Raw genomic sequence first — 13462 nt, 5'->3', positions numbered from 1 at the left:
CGCGCCGGTCCGGCCGTTACCCTCGGCAGGGACGATGGCGTTCGAAGGGAGCACACAGGTGGCCTCATCGGGCATCGAGCGGGTCGAGGCACTGCCGGACGTGCGCTCCAAGACTCCGTCGCTGCGCACCGATCTGCTGATGCTGGTCCTGGCGATCATCTCGGTGGCGCTGGTCGTCTGGATCACCTTCTTCCCGGTCTCGGACACGACCTATCGCGCGATCGTGATCACCGACTGGACGATCTGCGGGATCTTCCTGATCGAGTTCCTGTGGCGCTGGCGGCGTGCGGGCTGGCCGTGGTCGTTCCCGTTCGTCTACTGGTACGAAGTGCTCGGCATGATCCCGGTGACCAGCCCGATCTTCCGCAGCTTCCGGTTGCTGCGGATCGTGGTGATCCTGATCCGGCTCGGCCGGGTCGCCGACCGGGCGCTGGGTGAGCGGGTCACCGCGACGATCGTGAACCGGTTCGTCGGCACCATCGTCGACGTCATCAAGCGCCCGATGACCATCGCGATCCTCGACGAGGTCTCCAAGGTCCTGCGCGCGGGCCACTACACCAAGAACATCGCCGCGGCGCTGGAAGAGAACCACGCCGAGGTCGACCAGATGATCGTCGACCTGATCAAGAACGATCCGCAGACCGGCAAGCTGCGCTACCTCCCGTTCCACGACGACATCATCCGGCTGGTCGCCGACACCGTGTACCGGATGCTGCGCCAGCTGCTCGACGACCCGCGCACCGACGAGCTCGTCGCCGACATGCTGCGGGAGAACCTGGACCAGATCAACGACGCGGTCCGCGCCGGCGTTCGGGTGCCACCGTCCGAGCGGGGGGCGACGCCCGCCGAGAACGGCGTGCGCCACCACCTCGATCAGATCAAGCGTGCCTGATCTCGTCGCGCGGCTGGGCGTAGCGCACGGTCTCGAAGATCACCAGCAGGGCGAGTACCGCGCAGAGCACGGTGAGTGAGGCCAGTGCGGGCAGATTCGTCGCCACCGGGATCAGCGCGACGAGTACCACCGCGGTGACCACCCGGGCGATCGACACCGATTTGGTCGCATAGTATTTCGCCGCGACCACGCCGAGCAGGAACAGCGCGGGCCCGACGAAGAGCGCGGCGAGCGGGATACCGTGCAGCGCGTCGGTCAGCGTGTGGGTCGAGGCGTCGCCCACGTAGTACAGCACCTTCTTCAACCCGAGCGAGAGCGCGATGACGCCGGCGATCATCGGGAAATGCCCGTAGGTGTAGCTGCGCTGCGCGATCTTGATCTGGTGCGCGCCCCTGGCATGGGCGAAGGCGTGCTCGATCGAGATCGCCGCCACGTCGAAGTACAGCCACCACAGCAGGCCCGACACCGCGAGCCCGAGCATCGAGCCCAGCGCGATCGGCCACGAGATCGGCAGCCCGGCCACCCCGATGCCGATCGAGACGATGGACTCACCGAGCGCGATGATGACGATCAGGCCGTAGCGCTCGGCGAAATGCGAGGCCGAGTTGATCCGCCAGTCGGTGCCGGCGAACCAGGTCCAGACCATGTCGCCGGCGATCGCGGCGAGCCACAGCACGATCTGCGTGAGGCCGTCGGTCATGGCGGCGACGACGAGCAGCGTGGTGCCGAGAGTGATCGAGCCGATCGCCCAGCGCAGCACCTGCCCGCGCAGCTGGGAGTCCTCGGCGCTGATCACCCAGAAGATCGAGACGTGCACCAACCGGACCACGAGGTAGGCGATGGCGAAGACCAGCGGGCCGAACCACCCGCCGCTCAGGTCCTCGAACGCCTCGGGAATGGTCAGTGCCGCGATGAACGCGCCGCCCATCGCGACGAACATCGCCACCCGGGCGATGCCCTCGTCGGCGCGCACGACATTGCCCAGCCAGGAGTAGGCGATCCACAGCCACCACATCAGCGCGAGGACCAGTGCCGCGCGGACCACGTTGGCCGGAGTGGGATTGTCGGCGGCCAACGCGGTGACCATCGTGAACGCGAAGACGATCACGAGGTCGAAGAACAATTCGAGCTGGGTCACCGAGGCGCCTTCGGACACCTGCTGGAACCGAGCCCGTCGAGTACCGATCATGCGCTCATCGTCGCACCCGGACCCGTTGTCCGCGCGGGACCGACGGTGCGTTCGCCGTCGGCGCAACTCAGCTCACGCGGTAGCCCTCGACCTCGGGATACCGCTCGGCGAAGTCGATGAAGTTCGCGACGACCTCGTTGTTCTCTTTGCGCAGCGTGCGGTTGAACAGCACGCCGGGGACCGGCAGCGGGTACCGCACTTCGACATAGAGGTCGACCTCGGTCCCCTCGGGGCCCTCGGACAGCTCGAACGAGCCACCGCCCTTGGAACCGCGGCTGCTGTCGACGACATCCCAGGACACCCGGTTGTAGTCCCAGGAGTATTCGAGGACCTGCGAATCGGAGTCGCCCATGAAATGGGCTGTGACGAACACCCGGTGCGGCCTGCCGTCGGCGTCGAGCGGGCCGATGCGGACGTCGCTGTAGGACGGCGACCACTCCGCTAGCCGATCGACAGCGAGCAGGGCGTCCATGACCTGACCGAAGGGAGCATCGACGGTGAACCGGATGTGGGTCTTCGAGCGCATCTTTATCTATCCTCCGAACCCCCGCAGTCTTCGCGCCCGATTGTGCACAGTTGTACCAGTGATCGTCAACACGTCTATGGTCTGGACAAATGACCGGGTCAGCCGCGTATTGCCCGCTCGACGGCGGTTTCGATCAGTTCCATGCTCTGTTGCTCGGTGAAGATTCCGGGCAGAGTGAGATGTTCCACGATGAGCCAGTTCAGTGCCAGATACAGCAGGAGTACCGACGCCTCGTCGCCCGGCTGGCCGGACGCCAGGTGGTTGCGGACGTTGAAGTCGATATCGGCGCGGACCCGCTCGGTGAGTACCTCGCGTAGCTCGGGACGCCGGGTGGCTTCCAGCCGTAGTTCGAGCAGCGCGAGGTAGGCGGTGCGGTGCGATTCGAGCCGGCTGACGACCTCCTTCATCAGCCCCTTGATGTTCTCGACCGTCTTCGGGCCCTCGCTGACCAGCGCCATCGTCTCCTCGGTCGGCTGAACCACCTCGTAGAAGCGCGTGCCTGCCTGGGTGAGCAGCTCGTCGCGACTGGTGAAGTAGTTGGACGCGGTGCCGACGGGCACCGCTGCCTGTTTGTCCACCGCGCGGAAGGTGAGGCCGCGGGCGCCCTCGCCTGCCAGCACCTCGATCGCCGCGTCGAGCAGCGCCTGCCGTCGTTCGGGATTAGTTCGCACTTGACACCACTCCGTCTGTAGTACTACGTTCAAACCACTTCATTCAGAGTACAACAACTTAGGCGGTACCCATGCGAAAGCTTGTCTACTACATCGGTGTCTCGCTCGACGGCTACATCGCAGGTCCCGGCGGGGAGGTCGACTTCTATCCGACGCCGCAGAACTACGTGGAATGGATGATGGCCGAGTTCCCCGATGCCATTCCGACCCATCTCCGGGCGCACTTCGGCATGGACCCCGAGCTGCCCGCCAAGAACTGGGACACGGTGCTGATGGGGCGCGGCACCTACATCCTGCCGGGCGAGCACGTCGAGAGCCCGTTCTCACACCTGAAGCAGTACGTCGTCTCGTCCTCGCTCGCGCAGGCCGATCACCCCGGCGTCGAGATCGTCTCCGGTGATCCCGCGGAGCTGGTCCGCGAACTCAAGAAACAGGAAGGCGGCGACATCTGGCTGTGTGGCGGCGGGAAGCTGGCCGGTCAGCTCATCGACGAGATCGACGAGATCGTCATCAAGAGTTACCCGGTCATCGCGGGCGACGGGGTACAGGCGTTCACCGGCGTCTTCAAACCGACATCCTTCACGCCGGTGCAGCGCAAGGAATTCGACAACGGCACGCAGGTCACCTGGTTCGTCCGGTCCTGATTTCCGCGGCTATCCACAGGTGACAAGCCTGTGTCGTTTTCCACAGGCTGGGGAGGTAGCGGCAAAACCGGTGGACCTGGGCCGGTAGTCTAGGGCGCTGATACCAAGCCTGATTGTCGATCGTGAAGGACCTAGCCGTGGCTCTCGTTGTTCAGAAGTACGGAGGATCCTCGGTGGCCACCGCCGAGCGGATCCGGCGCGTCGCTGAACGGATCGTGGAGACCAAGAAGCAGGGCCACGACGTCGTCGTGGTCTGCTCGGCCATGGGCGACACGACCGACGAGTTGCTCGATCTCGCGGAGCAGGTGGCCCCGGCGCCGCCTGCTCGCGAGATGGACATGCTGCTCACCTCGGGTGAGCGCATCTCGAACGCGCTGGTGGCCATGGCGATTCATTCGCTCGGCGCCGAGGCGCGTTCGTTCACCGGTTCGCAGGCCGGCGTGATCACCACCGGCGCGCACGGCAACGCCAAGATCATCGATGTCACCCCGGGCCGCCTGCAGGAGGCGCTGGCCGAGGGGCAGATCGTGCTCGTCGCCGGCTTCCAGGGCGTCAGCCAGGACAGCAAGGACGTCACCACGCTGGGCCGCGGTGGTTCCGACACCACCGCCGTCGCGCTGGCGGCCGCGCTGAAAGCCGATGTCTGCGAGATCTACACCGACGTCGACGGCATCTTCAGCGCCGACCCGCGCATCGTCGGTGACGCGCAGAAGCTCGACAACATCTCCTATGAGGAGATGCTGGAGATGGCGGCCTGCGGCTCGAAGGTGCTGATGCTGCGCTGCGTGGAGTACGCGCGCCGCTACAACGTTCCCGTTCATGTTCGGTCGTCCTACACCGACAAGATCGGCACCACTGTTTTCGGATCGATGGAGGACATTCCCGTGGAGCAGGCAATCCTGACCGGCGTCGCGCACGACCGCAGCGAGGCCAAGGTGACCGTCGTCGCCCTGCCGGACGAGCCGGGCTACGCGGCCAAGGTGTTCCGTGCGGTCGCCGACGCCGAGATCAACATCGACATGGTGCTGCAGAACATCTCCAAGGTCGACACGGGCAAGACCGACATCACCTTCACCCTGCCCAAGACCGACGGCGCGCGCGCGGTCGAGATGCTGACCAAGCGGCAGGACGAGATCGGCTTCGCGCAGGTCCTGTACGACGACCACATCGGCAAGGTGTCCCTGGTCGGTGCGGGCATGAAGTCGCACCCGGGCGTCACCGCCACCTTCTGTGAGGCGCTGGCCCACGCGGGCGTGAACATCGATCTGATCTCCACCTCGGAGATCCGGATCTCGGTACTGGTGCGCGACACCGAACTCGACGAGGCAGTGCAGGTCCTGCACAAGGCCTTCGATCTCGGCGGCGAAGAGGCCGCCGTCGTCCACGGCGGAACGGGGCGTTAAGCGATGGGTGTACGGGTAGGAGTCGTCGGCGCGACCGGTCAGGTCGGCGCCGTCATGCGCAAGCTGCTCGAAGAGCGCAACTTCCCGGCCGACGAGGTGCGGTTCTTCGCGTCCGCGCGCTCGGCCGGTAAGACGCTGCCGTGGCGCGGCGGCGAGATCGTCGTCGAGGACACCGAGACCGCCGATCCGTCGGGCCTCGACATCGCGCTGTTCTCGGCGGGCGCCACCATGTCGCGCGTGCAGGCCCCGCGTTTCGCGGCCGCCGGTGTCACCGTGATCGACAATTCCTCGGCGTGGCGCAAGGATCCCGATGTGCCGCTGGTCGTCTCGGAGGTCAACCCCGAGGCCACCCGCAACCTGCCCAAGGGCATCATCGCGAACCCGAACTGCACCACCATGGCCGCGATGCCGGTGCTCAAGCCGCTGCACGACGTGGCGGGCCTGCAGCGCCTGATCGTGTCGAGCTACCAGGCGGTGTCGGGCTCCGGCCTGGCCGGTGTGGAGGAGCTCGCCTCGCAGATCCGCGCGGTGGCCGCCGACGCGGAGAAGCTGGTGCACGACGGCAGCGCCGTCGAGTTCCCCGCGCCGAACAAGTACGTCGCGCCGATCGCGTTCGACGTGATCCCGCTCGCGGGTTCGCTCGTCGACGACGGCTCCGGCGAGACCGACGAAGACCAGAAGCTGCGCAACGAGAGCCGCAAGATCCTCGGCCTGCCCGACCTGCTGGTCAGCGGCACCTGCGTGCGTGTCCCGGTCTTCACCGGCCACTCGCTGTCGATCAATGCCGAGTTCGCCGAACCGCTTTCGGTGCTGCAGGCCAAGGAACTGCTGGCCAAGGCGCCGGGCGTGCGCCTGGTCGACGTGCCGACCCCGCTGGCCGCCGCGGGCCAGGACGAATCCCTGGTCGGCCGCATCCGCCAGGATCCGGGCGTCCCGAGCGGCCGCGGCCTCGCGCTGTTCATCTCCGGCGACAACCTGCGTAAGGGCGCCGCGCTCAACACCATTCAGATCGCGGAAGTTCTCCTGAACAACCGCTGAGCAGTCCTGTAGAACGGGCTGGTCCACCACAACCGGTGGGCCGGCCCGTTTTTCGTCTCAGGACCCGACCCGGCGCAGTCCGTCCAGGATGACCGCGAAGGTGAGGTTGCGCTGCCGTTCGTCGGCCTCGCGGGTGGCGCCGAAACCGGCCTTCAGGATGAGCATCAGATCGTCGACGTCGATATCGGATCTGATCGCGCCGTCCCGCTGGGCGCGCCGCAGCAGCGTGCCGATGGCGCCGGTCAGGTCGGCCGACGCGCCGAGGGCGGCCAGCTGATCCGAGCCGACCGCGTCGGCGAGATCGCGCTTCACGCCGTTCTCCCGGCCGAGGAAGGCCAGGAATTCGAAGAACGCCGCCCCGGCGTCAGCGGCCTCGGCCAGTTCGCGCGCATAGGCCGCGGCGCGTTCGACCCGGTCGATGATCGCGGCCGTGAAGAGCGCTTCCTTGGTGGGGAAGTGCCGATACACAGTGCCCGCGCCGACTCCGGCGCGGCGCGCGATCTCGTCGATCGGCACCGAAAGTCCTTCGGCAGCAAAGGCTTCCTGCGCCGCGGTCAGTACCAGCTCGCGATTACGGCGGGCGTCGGCGCGCAGCGGGCGTGGTTCGTCGGGCACGGTGGCGAGTCTAGCGAGGACCGTTGACAACCGGGGCGCTGGTTCCGGATGATAAGCGGGTCCATCGTTCCGGTTATGAAGGATGCTCCGATGACCGAAAGCCCGGTACACCTCGTCGAGCGGTTGATGGCCGTTCTCCCCGCCCGTGACGCGGCGGCCTTCACCGCCGACTTCGCCGACGACGCCGTCTTCGAGATGCCGTTCGCGCCGCCCGGCGTCCCCGGCCGCATCGTCGGCCGCACGGCGATCCGCGACGCTCTCCGGCAGGGCTGGGCGGCCACCCCGGCGGTCCAGGTGCACGCCGTACATCCGCAGATCTACGGCACCGACGACCCCGAGGTCGTCGTGGTGGAAACCGAGGTGGAGGTGACCCGCCCGGGCGAGGAACGTGTCCGGGTCCGCTCCGCGATCAACGTGATCCGGGTGCGCGCGGGGGAGGTGGTGCTGTACCGGGACTACCTGGACTCGGCCCGATTCCGGCACCCCGGCACCGGCCGCGCCGACGAGGCGTCCGTCACCGGCGGCTAACGACGGATCCCCGGGGTGCGCGGATCGTCGCCGAGGCAGACCAGGATCGCGCATCCTGGCGGAATGCTGGCGAACGGGGGCGCCAGCGGCAGGTTCAGGCAGCTGAAGACGGTGCAGCCGGGGTAGGCGCCCGGGCCGATCCCGAACACCGCCAGCAGGATGTCGCGGTCGACGAGGGTGCTCGGATCGAACCTGACCGGTGGCTCCACATACGGCTGCGCGACGGGCGCCTGTGTATCGGTGAACGCGGCGAACAACCGGCGGAAGAACTCGTGCGGCAGTTCCTCGGTATGCGCGATCACCCCGGCGGGCCCGTATCTGGTCTCGTTGCCGAAGGGGCCGGTCCACATCACCATCAAGTCCAGGCTCGGCATGAAGAAGACGTTCTGCAGGCCGAGACCCGACATGAAGTAGGTGTCGTCGGGCATGAAGTCGGGTGACTCCACGCAGCCGGCGCCCACCCAGAACAGGTAGCCGTAGCAGCTGTTCTGCGGTGACGGTGTGCGCGCTTTGCGCAGGTACCCGGCCGAGAGCAGCCGGGAATCGCCCCAGCGGCCCTCGTTGGCGACGAGCAGGCCGATCTTGGCGAGATTGTCGGGCGGCAGCAGCAGATGCGCGTAGCCGTAGGTGTGGCCGGAACGGTCACGCGCCCAGTAGTAGTCGGTGCGTTCGATGCCGAGCGGGTCGAACAGCTCGCGCTGCGCGAACTGCTGCAGCGGTTCGCCGACAGCCAGTTCGATCACATACGACAGCAGGTCGACATTGCGCTGGCTGTAGCTGAATGTGGTGCCGGGCGGGTTGGTCAGCTCGACGGCCAGCGCCTGCACGGCACTGTTCGGGTCGATCGGGATCACCGCGGTGACGCCCTCGGTGAGTACCCCGGTCTTCATCCCGGAGGTCTCGGTGAGCAGGTTCTCCACCGTGATCGAGCGGTGCGCCGCGTCGCCGAGGCCCGCGGGCAGGTAGTGGTCGATCGGCGCATCGATCGCGAGTTTGCCCTGGTCGGAGGCGATTCCGGCGAGGATCGACACCACCGACTTGGTGACGCTCCAGATGTTCCACGCGACATTGCCGGTCTCGTCGTTGCGTAGCCCTTCCCCGACGAGGCAGTTGTGCCGGAACACCTGCACATTCAACCGGTTGCGGCTTGCCGCGAACTGCAGTGCCGCTTCGACTTTCGCCGGGTCGAGGCCGACCTGTTCGGGGCGGGCGCGTTCGAGCTCACGTTCCGAGGTCACCGCACAGGTCGTCGACGTGCCAGGGGCCGCGGTCGCAGGCCCGGCGAACAGGCTCGCCGAACCCAAGGTGGCTACCATCGTTCCCGCGAAAAATCCCCTGATCAGCCCCATGTGGCCGAGACTAGCCCGAGCCGAGTTCCGTAACCCGTAAAGCGGGGCCGCCCGATCCCCTATTCACGGGTATGTTCATCTACCCGTAAAGCCCCGAACCGCATACACTGCCGCGCCGAAAGTCAGCACACCGAGTCCGGCCAGTACCGAGCCGATGGGCAGCGAGAACCCGACGACAACGCATCCGAGCGCCCCGAGCACGGGAACCCAGCGCGGCGGCCTGCGTTCGGCTGCGGTGAGGGTGGCCGCCGACAGGTTGGCGATCAGATAGTAGCCGAGTACCGCGAACGAGGAGAACCCGATGGCCGCGCGCAGGTCCACCGTCGCCGCCAGCACCGCGACGACGATGCCCACCGCGAGCTCGGCGCGATGCGGCACCGCGAACCGGGGATGCACCGCGGCGAGCGCGCGCGGCAGATGCCCGTCGCGCGCCATGGCCAGCGTCGTCCGCGACACACCGAGGATCAGCGCCATCAGCGAGCCGGCGGCGGCGAGCACCGCGCCCGCCCGCACCACCGGCGCGAGCCATCCCGCGCCCGCGGCCTCGACAACGCGCGCCAGCGGATCATGTGCCGCCGCGAGTCCGCCGGATCCCAGCGTGAGCAGCGCGGCCACCGCGACCAGCGTGTACACCGCCAGCGCCCCCGCCAGTGCGAGCATGATCGCCCGCGGAATCGTGCGCTCGGGATCGCGCACCTCCTCACCGAGCGTGGCGATCCGCGCGTACCCGGCGAACGCGAAGAACAGCAGACCTGCCGCCTGCAACACCCCGTACGGTCCGATCTCCGCACCGAGAACCGTTGCCGCCGAATGATTCCCGCCGATTCCCGCGACGACGACGGCGGCCAGCACCGCGAGCACCAGCCCCACGATCACCCGCGTCGCCAGTGCCGACTTCTGTACCCCCACATAGTTGATCCCGGTCACCACGACCACCGCCCCCACCGCCACCGCATGCGCCTGCTCCGGCCACGCGTAACTTCCCACCGTCAATGCCATCGCCGCACACGACGCCGTCTTCCCGACGACGAACCCCCACCCCGCCAGATAGCCCCAGAACGCCCCCAGCCGCTCCCGCCCGTACACATACGTCCCACCCGAGACCGGATACAGCGCGGCCAACCGCGCCGAGGACATCGCATTGCAGTAGGCGAGCACCGCCGCCACCCCCAGCGCCACCAGCAGCCACGACCCCGCCACCCCCGCCGCAGGCCCCAGCGCCGCGAACACCCCGGCCCCCACCATCGCCCCGAGCCCGATCACCACCGAGTCCCGCAACCCGAGCCCACGCCGCAACCGCGCTTCCGCTGCCATACCCCCATCCTCGGGTGTCGGGAGGTGGCGCGCGAGTCTTGCCGTGCGTAGGACACGGTTAACCGGAACAGGGGGCACGCGGGCATTGCCGGGATGCGATACTGGCAGAAGGCATTTCACGTCGACCGTCTGGTCAGGGGGATCAGTATGCCACCGTCGAATCTCGACGACGCTTTTCAGGGAAACGCGTCGGATTTTCAGGCTCACGAGGTGTTCTCCGACCGCGACACCGAGTGGGCTGCGGTGGTGGAGAGCGTTCGCAACGTCTGGGAAGCCGTGTCGGGGCCGGCGTTCGACGTCCAGGATCTGGAGAGCCCGCGGCGCAATGTCCTGGTGTTCTACGGGGTCGGTGGCATCGGGAAGACCACGCTCTCGCAGCAGATCGCGCGCCGTCTCGGTGGCGACGACGTGGCGATGTCGCACTGGGCGATGCCGGAGCCCGCTCTACCGGAGACGGTGCCGGTCTACCTGGATCTCGCCAAGAGCACGGCCTTCGAATTGGAATCCGTCGTTCTCGCCATTCGGCAGGCGATCTCGTCACGCGGCCACCGCGCGCCCGCGTTCGACCTCGCGTTGAGCCGGTACTGGGAGGCGAACCATCCCGGCGAGTCGCTCGACGACTATCTCCGCGCGCGGGCCGGTCTGGGCCGGGTCTCGTCGCGGCTGCCGGAGCAGGTTGACGAGATCCTCGGCGAGGTTGCGGACAACTTCGGGCTGCCCGGCCTGGTCGGGGGTCTGGTCGGCCAGAGCGTGGTCGCGCTGGTCAAGGCGCTGCGCGACCGCAACGACCACGCGCGCGCCCTGCGCTGTCGGCGGCTGCCGACGCTGCTGGAAGCCGAGCCCGATCTCGATGCGCTGAGCTACTACCCGCACCTGCTGGCCTGGGACATCGCACAGCTGCCACCCAAGCAGGCACTGCTGCCCGTCGTACTGCTCGACACCTTCGAAGACATCGCCGAGCGGGGAAATCGGAAGAACGAGCGGTTGATCAACCGGCTGATCTGGCTCATGCCGAACGTGCTGTTCGTCGTGACCGGCCGGAATCGGCTGCAGTGGGACGACGGCCGGTTGCGCGAGAAGCTCTGGCGGACGGGAGCCGTTCGCTGGCCGTTGCTGCGCTCCGACGTCGGTGAGCCTCGCCAGCACCTGGTCGGCTACTTGTCTCCGCACGACCGCGAATCGTTCCTCGCGCAGCGGTTGATCAGCGACGGCAGGCCGATGATCCCGCGCGAGCACCGGCGCCTGATCGCGGCGCGATCGGAAGGCCTGCCGCTCTACCTGGACATGGCCGCCTCGCTGTTCATGGAATTGCGGCAGAGCGAGGGTGGGATACCGCCGGTCCAGGCATTCGACCGGGACTTCGCCGCTCTGGTGACGGCGACCTTCCGTGATCTCACCCCGGACGAGCAATCCGTTGTCCGGGCGGTCAGCCTACTCGAGTCCTTCTCCATCGAACTGGCGACAGCGGCAGCCGGTCTGCCCCGTGACGGTGCGGCGGTGTGCCTGGTCGAGCGTCCGTTCGTGGAGTTCGACGACGCAGCCCTGTGGCCCTATCGGTTGCACAAACTGGTGCGTTCGGCGATCCGCAATGCCGATTTCGACGTCGACTCCCGTGATCCGTGGAGTGACGCCGATTGGCGCCGCGCAGCCCAGCGTGCGTTCGACGCTTTCGGCGCCCAGTGGTATCGCGCCGACGGCGATCGCCGGGTGCTCGTGGCTTGTCTGCGCGCGGGCTTGCGCCTAGCGCGCGACTTTGCGCTGCAGCTCGGCTGGCTCGAGGATGCCGCCGTCGCCTTTGCCAGGGATTCGGCCGTGGAATCCATCGACATCGACGACCCCGAGGATTCGATGTCGTCCGACGCCGCGGCAGCACACGCGCTCGGCATGACGCTCTCGGTGATCGCGCGCCGCAACAACGACCATCGGCAGCGGATCGTCGAGGAGCTGCGGGCTGTGCTGGTGGCCGGCGACCTCCCCGAACGAATGCGCGAGATTCCCGAGTACTACATAGCCATGTGCGAGCGGGACCTGGGAAACTTCGATGCGTCCATGGAGGGCATGCGCCTGATAGCACAACGAGGCGGCCGCCTCGCGCCCGATGCCAAGCGGGGTCTCCATCACCTCCTGCGCAGGCTGGGAAGGTTCCGCAACGCGCTCGAGATCGCCGAGCAGCTCGGTGCATCCGGCAAGCAACAGCGAACGCTCGGGGAACTCTGGTGGTCCCAAGGAAATATCGCACTGGCTTGCACCTCGCTGGCCGTCGCCAGGGACCAATCGTCGGCGGCAGGATTGTCCGGTGAGGCCGCGCTGTGTCAGTCGTATCTGGCCTTCGCCGCCGCGTTCCAGGATCGCGCCCGCGCGACAGTGCAGGTGGCGCTGGCCCACGAGCTGATCGAAGGCGCCAGGGTCGGCTGGGCCGAGATGTTGTTGCAGGTCGCCCAGCTGGTCGTCGATGCAGGCCACGACACCGAGCTGCCGCACCGCGCCGATCATGTCGCGGCCTCCGCCGCGGCGACCGGCCTGACTTCGCTGGCCGGCTACGCGCGACTGGCGGCGTGTTTCCATGCGGCCGTTCTCGACTCGGCACAGCTGAGCGACCAGATGCGGCTGCGGCTGCGTGACTGCGTCCGCGGGGCCGAGTTCGCCTACCTCGTCGAGATCGCCTATATGTTCACTGGCAGGTCTTCACCGTCGCCCCTGCAAGCTGACTGGATCGAGGGGGCGGAGACGGCGAAGCAGCGGTGGAGTGGGTTGGTCACGGATCGGCGGGCTGAGCTCGCCGCTACTGGGAGGAACTGACGTGGCTGACTACACGACGGCGAACGACCTCGACCTGGACGCGATCTGCGCTCGCTACGGCATCAGCGACCCGATGCCACTCGAGCCGGTACCCGGTGGCGCCGCCAATTCGAGGACCCGCTGCTCGACCTCGGCATGGCAGTCCTCGGCCTCGGAGTGGTCGACGGCCGGCTGCGCCCGGACCGGATGAACGCGATTGTCGACGGCTACTCGAAGATCCTCCAGTTGACGCCGACAGAACGTACAGGCGTTCTCCGCGACATGGTCGAGCTGTCGGCCCTGATTATCGCCTTCCACCGGTACTACCGTCACAACGTTCGGTTCCCCGGATCGCCTGCCGCCGACAAGTACCGAGAAATGATCGGTGTCGTAGAAAGCCTGCCCGAACGCTCTCCCACGCTCCGGACATGACAAACGCCGCCAGGTCGATGAGGGAGACCTGGCGGCGTTCGAGTCGAAGGGCCGTCTCGGGGACGGCCCGTCAGGGTGTCGAC

General features: G+C 67.5%; 14 protein-coding genes. 8 read left to right on the top strand and 6 right to left on the bottom strand.

Annotated elements, in window-relative coordinates:
- Window positions 1-58: 58 nt before the first annotated feature.
- Entirely contained in the window at window positions 59-892 is an 834-nt protein-coding gene (locus ACFVAV_RS23640; protein WP_379037315.1) for an ion transporter, read from the top strand.
- Here the strand turns inward: ACFVAV_RS23640 and ACFVAV_RS23635 are convergent.
- The 3 genes from ACFVAV_RS23635 to ACFVAV_RS23625 form a co-directional block, all read right to left on the bottom strand.
- Window positions 879-2081, bottom strand: coding sequence for a low temperature requirement protein A (locus ACFVAV_RS23635; protein ID WP_379037314.1), 1203 nt, complete (start codon window positions 2079-2081; stop codon window positions 879-881). The genes ACFVAV_RS23640 and ACFVAV_RS23635 overlap by 14 nt on opposite strands.
- Before the next feature lie 67 nt (window positions 2082-2148).
- The gene (locus ACFVAV_RS23630; protein WP_379037313.1) at window positions 2149-2607 is read right to left on the bottom strand and encodes an SRPBCC family protein; all 459 of its coding nucleotides are present in this window, start codon (window positions 2605-2607) and stop codon (window positions 2149-2151) included.
- Window positions 2608-2705: 98 nt separating this feature from the next.
- Complete coding sequence (locus tag ACFVAV_RS23625; protein WP_379037312.1) at window positions 2706-3278, bottom strand: TetR/AcrR family transcriptional regulator; 573 nt, start codon at window positions 3276-3278, stop codon at window positions 2706-2708.
- A 71-nt stretch (window positions 3279-3349) separates the two neighbouring features.
- Here ACFVAV_RS23625 and ACFVAV_RS23620 point away from each other — a divergent pair, with 71 nt between their 5' ends.
- From ACFVAV_RS23620 to ACFVAV_RS23610, 3 genes are all read left to right on the top strand, one after another.
- Complete coding sequence (locus tag ACFVAV_RS23620) at window positions 3350-3922, top strand: dihydrofolate reductase family protein (RefSeq protein WP_379037310.1); 573 nt, start codon at window positions 3350-3352, stop codon at window positions 3920-3922.
- A gap of 137 nt (window positions 3923-4059) precedes the next feature.
- Window positions 4060-5325, top strand: a complete 1266-nt coding sequence (locus ACFVAV_RS23615; protein WP_379037308.1) for an aspartate kinase — start codon at window positions 4060-4062, stop codon at window positions 5323-5325.
- Between the two features lie 3 nt (window positions 5326-5328).
- Window positions 5329-6363: an aspartate-semialdehyde dehydrogenase gene (locus ACFVAV_RS23610; protein ID WP_379037306.1), complete on the top strand. Its 1035-nt coding sequence runs from the start codon at window positions 5329-5331 to the stop codon at window positions 6361-6363.
- A gap of 57 nt (window positions 6364-6420) precedes the next feature.
- Here the strand turns inward: ACFVAV_RS23610 and ACFVAV_RS23605 are convergent, their stop codons facing one another.
- Window positions 6421-6978, bottom strand: a complete 558-nt coding sequence (locus tag ACFVAV_RS23605) for a TetR/AcrR family transcriptional regulator (RefSeq protein ID WP_379037305.1) — start codon at window positions 6976-6978, stop codon at window positions 6421-6423.
- Window positions 6979-7068: 90 nt separating this feature from the next.
- Here ACFVAV_RS23605 and ACFVAV_RS23600 point away from each other — a divergent pair, with 90 nt between their 5' ends.
- On the top strand, window positions 7069-7506 hold the full coding sequence (locus ACFVAV_RS23600) for a nuclear transport factor 2 family protein (protein ID WP_379037304.1): 438 nt from the start codon (window positions 7069-7071) through the stop codon (window positions 7504-7506).
- Here ACFVAV_RS23600 and ACFVAV_RS23595 read toward each other — a convergent pair.
- The gene (locus tag ACFVAV_RS23595) at window positions 7503-8822 is read right to left on the bottom strand and encodes a serine hydrolase domain-containing protein (protein ID WP_379037303.1); all 1320 of its coding nucleotides are present in this window, start codon (window positions 8820-8822) and stop codon (window positions 7503-7505) included. The two genes, ACFVAV_RS23600 and ACFVAV_RS23595, sit on opposite strands and share 4 nt — an antisense overlap.
- 108 nt (window positions 8823-8930) lie before the next feature.
- Window positions 8931-10169 (bottom strand): APC family permease, encoded by a 1239-nt coding sequence (locus ACFVAV_RS23590; protein ID WP_379037302.1) that lies wholly within the window; start codon window positions 10167-10169, stop codon window positions 8931-8933.
- 210 nt (window positions 10170-10379) lie between these two features.
- Between ACFVAV_RS23590 and ACFVAV_RS23585 the strand changes: the two genes are divergently transcribed.
- The 3 genes from ACFVAV_RS23585 to ACFVAV_RS23575 are packed head-to-tail and all read left to right on the top strand — an operon-like array spanning window position 10380 to window position 13379.
- Window positions 10380-12968, top strand: a complete 2589-nt coding sequence (locus ACFVAV_RS23585) for a hypothetical protein (RefSeq protein WP_379037301.1) — start codon at window positions 10380-10382, stop codon at window positions 12966-12968.
- Window position 12969: 1 nt separating this feature from the next.
- Window positions 12970-13158 carry a hypothetical protein gene (locus ACFVAV_RS23580; RefSeq protein WP_379037300.1) on the top strand — a complete coding sequence of 63 codons (189 nt, stop codon included), beginning with the start codon at window positions 12970-12972 and terminating at the stop codon, window positions 13156-13158.
- Window positions 13104-13379 carry a hypothetical protein gene (locus ACFVAV_RS23575; protein WP_379037299.1) on the top strand — a complete coding sequence of 92 codons (276 nt, stop codon included), beginning with the start codon at window positions 13104-13106 and terminating at the stop codon, window positions 13377-13379. Before ACFVAV_RS23580 ends, ACFVAV_RS23575 begins: the two co-directional genes overlap by 55 nt.
- Window positions 13380-13462 lie beyond the last annotated feature (83 nt).

This window comes from Nocardia sp. NPDC057663 (genome assembly GCF_042799895.1).
Classification (GTDB): domain Bacteria; phylum Actinomycetota; class Actinomycetes; order Mycobacteriales; family Mycobacteriaceae; genus Nocardia.
The sequence above is the reverse complement of the archived record's forward strand: the minus strand, read 5'-3'. Positions and strand labels throughout refer to the sequence as shown.

What these genes read in the sequence shown, in the direction of transcription:
- ACFVAV_RS23635 (WP_379037314.1), bottom strand. Translation starts at nt 2,081, where the DNA reads ATGATCGGTACTCGACGGGCTCGGTTCCAGCAGGTGTCCGAAGGCGCC.
- ACFVAV_RS23595 (WP_379037303.1), bottom strand. Translation starts at nt 8,822, where the DNA reads ATGGTAGCCACCTTGGGTTCGGCGAGCCTGTTCGCCGGGCCTGCGACC.
- ACFVAV_RS23600 (WP_379037304.1), top strand. Translation starts at nt 7,069, where the DNA reads ATGACCGAAAGCCCGGTACACCTCGTCGAGCGGTTGATGGCCGTTCTC.
- ACFVAV_RS23590 (WP_379037302.1), bottom strand. Translation starts at nt 10,169, where the DNA reads ATGGCAGCGGAAGCGCGGTTGCGGCGTGGGCTCGGGTTGCGGGACTCG.
- ACFVAV_RS23575 (WP_379037299.1), top strand. Translation starts at nt 13,104, where the DNA reads ATGGCAGTCCTCGGCCTCGGAGTGGTCGACGGCCGGCTGCGCCCGGAC.
- ACFVAV_RS23630 (WP_379037313.1), bottom strand. Translation starts at nt 2,607, where the DNA reads ATGCGCTCGAAGACCCACATCCGGTTCACCGTCGATGCTCCCTTCGGT.
- ACFVAV_RS23610 (WP_379037306.1), top strand. Translation starts at nt 5,329, where the DNA reads ATGGGTGTACGGGTAGGAGTCGTCGGCGCGACCGGTCAGGTCGGCGCC.
- ACFVAV_RS23620 (WP_379037310.1), top strand. Translation starts at nt 3,350, where the DNA reads ATGCGAAAGCTTGTCTACTACATCGGTGTCTCGCTCGACGGCTACATC.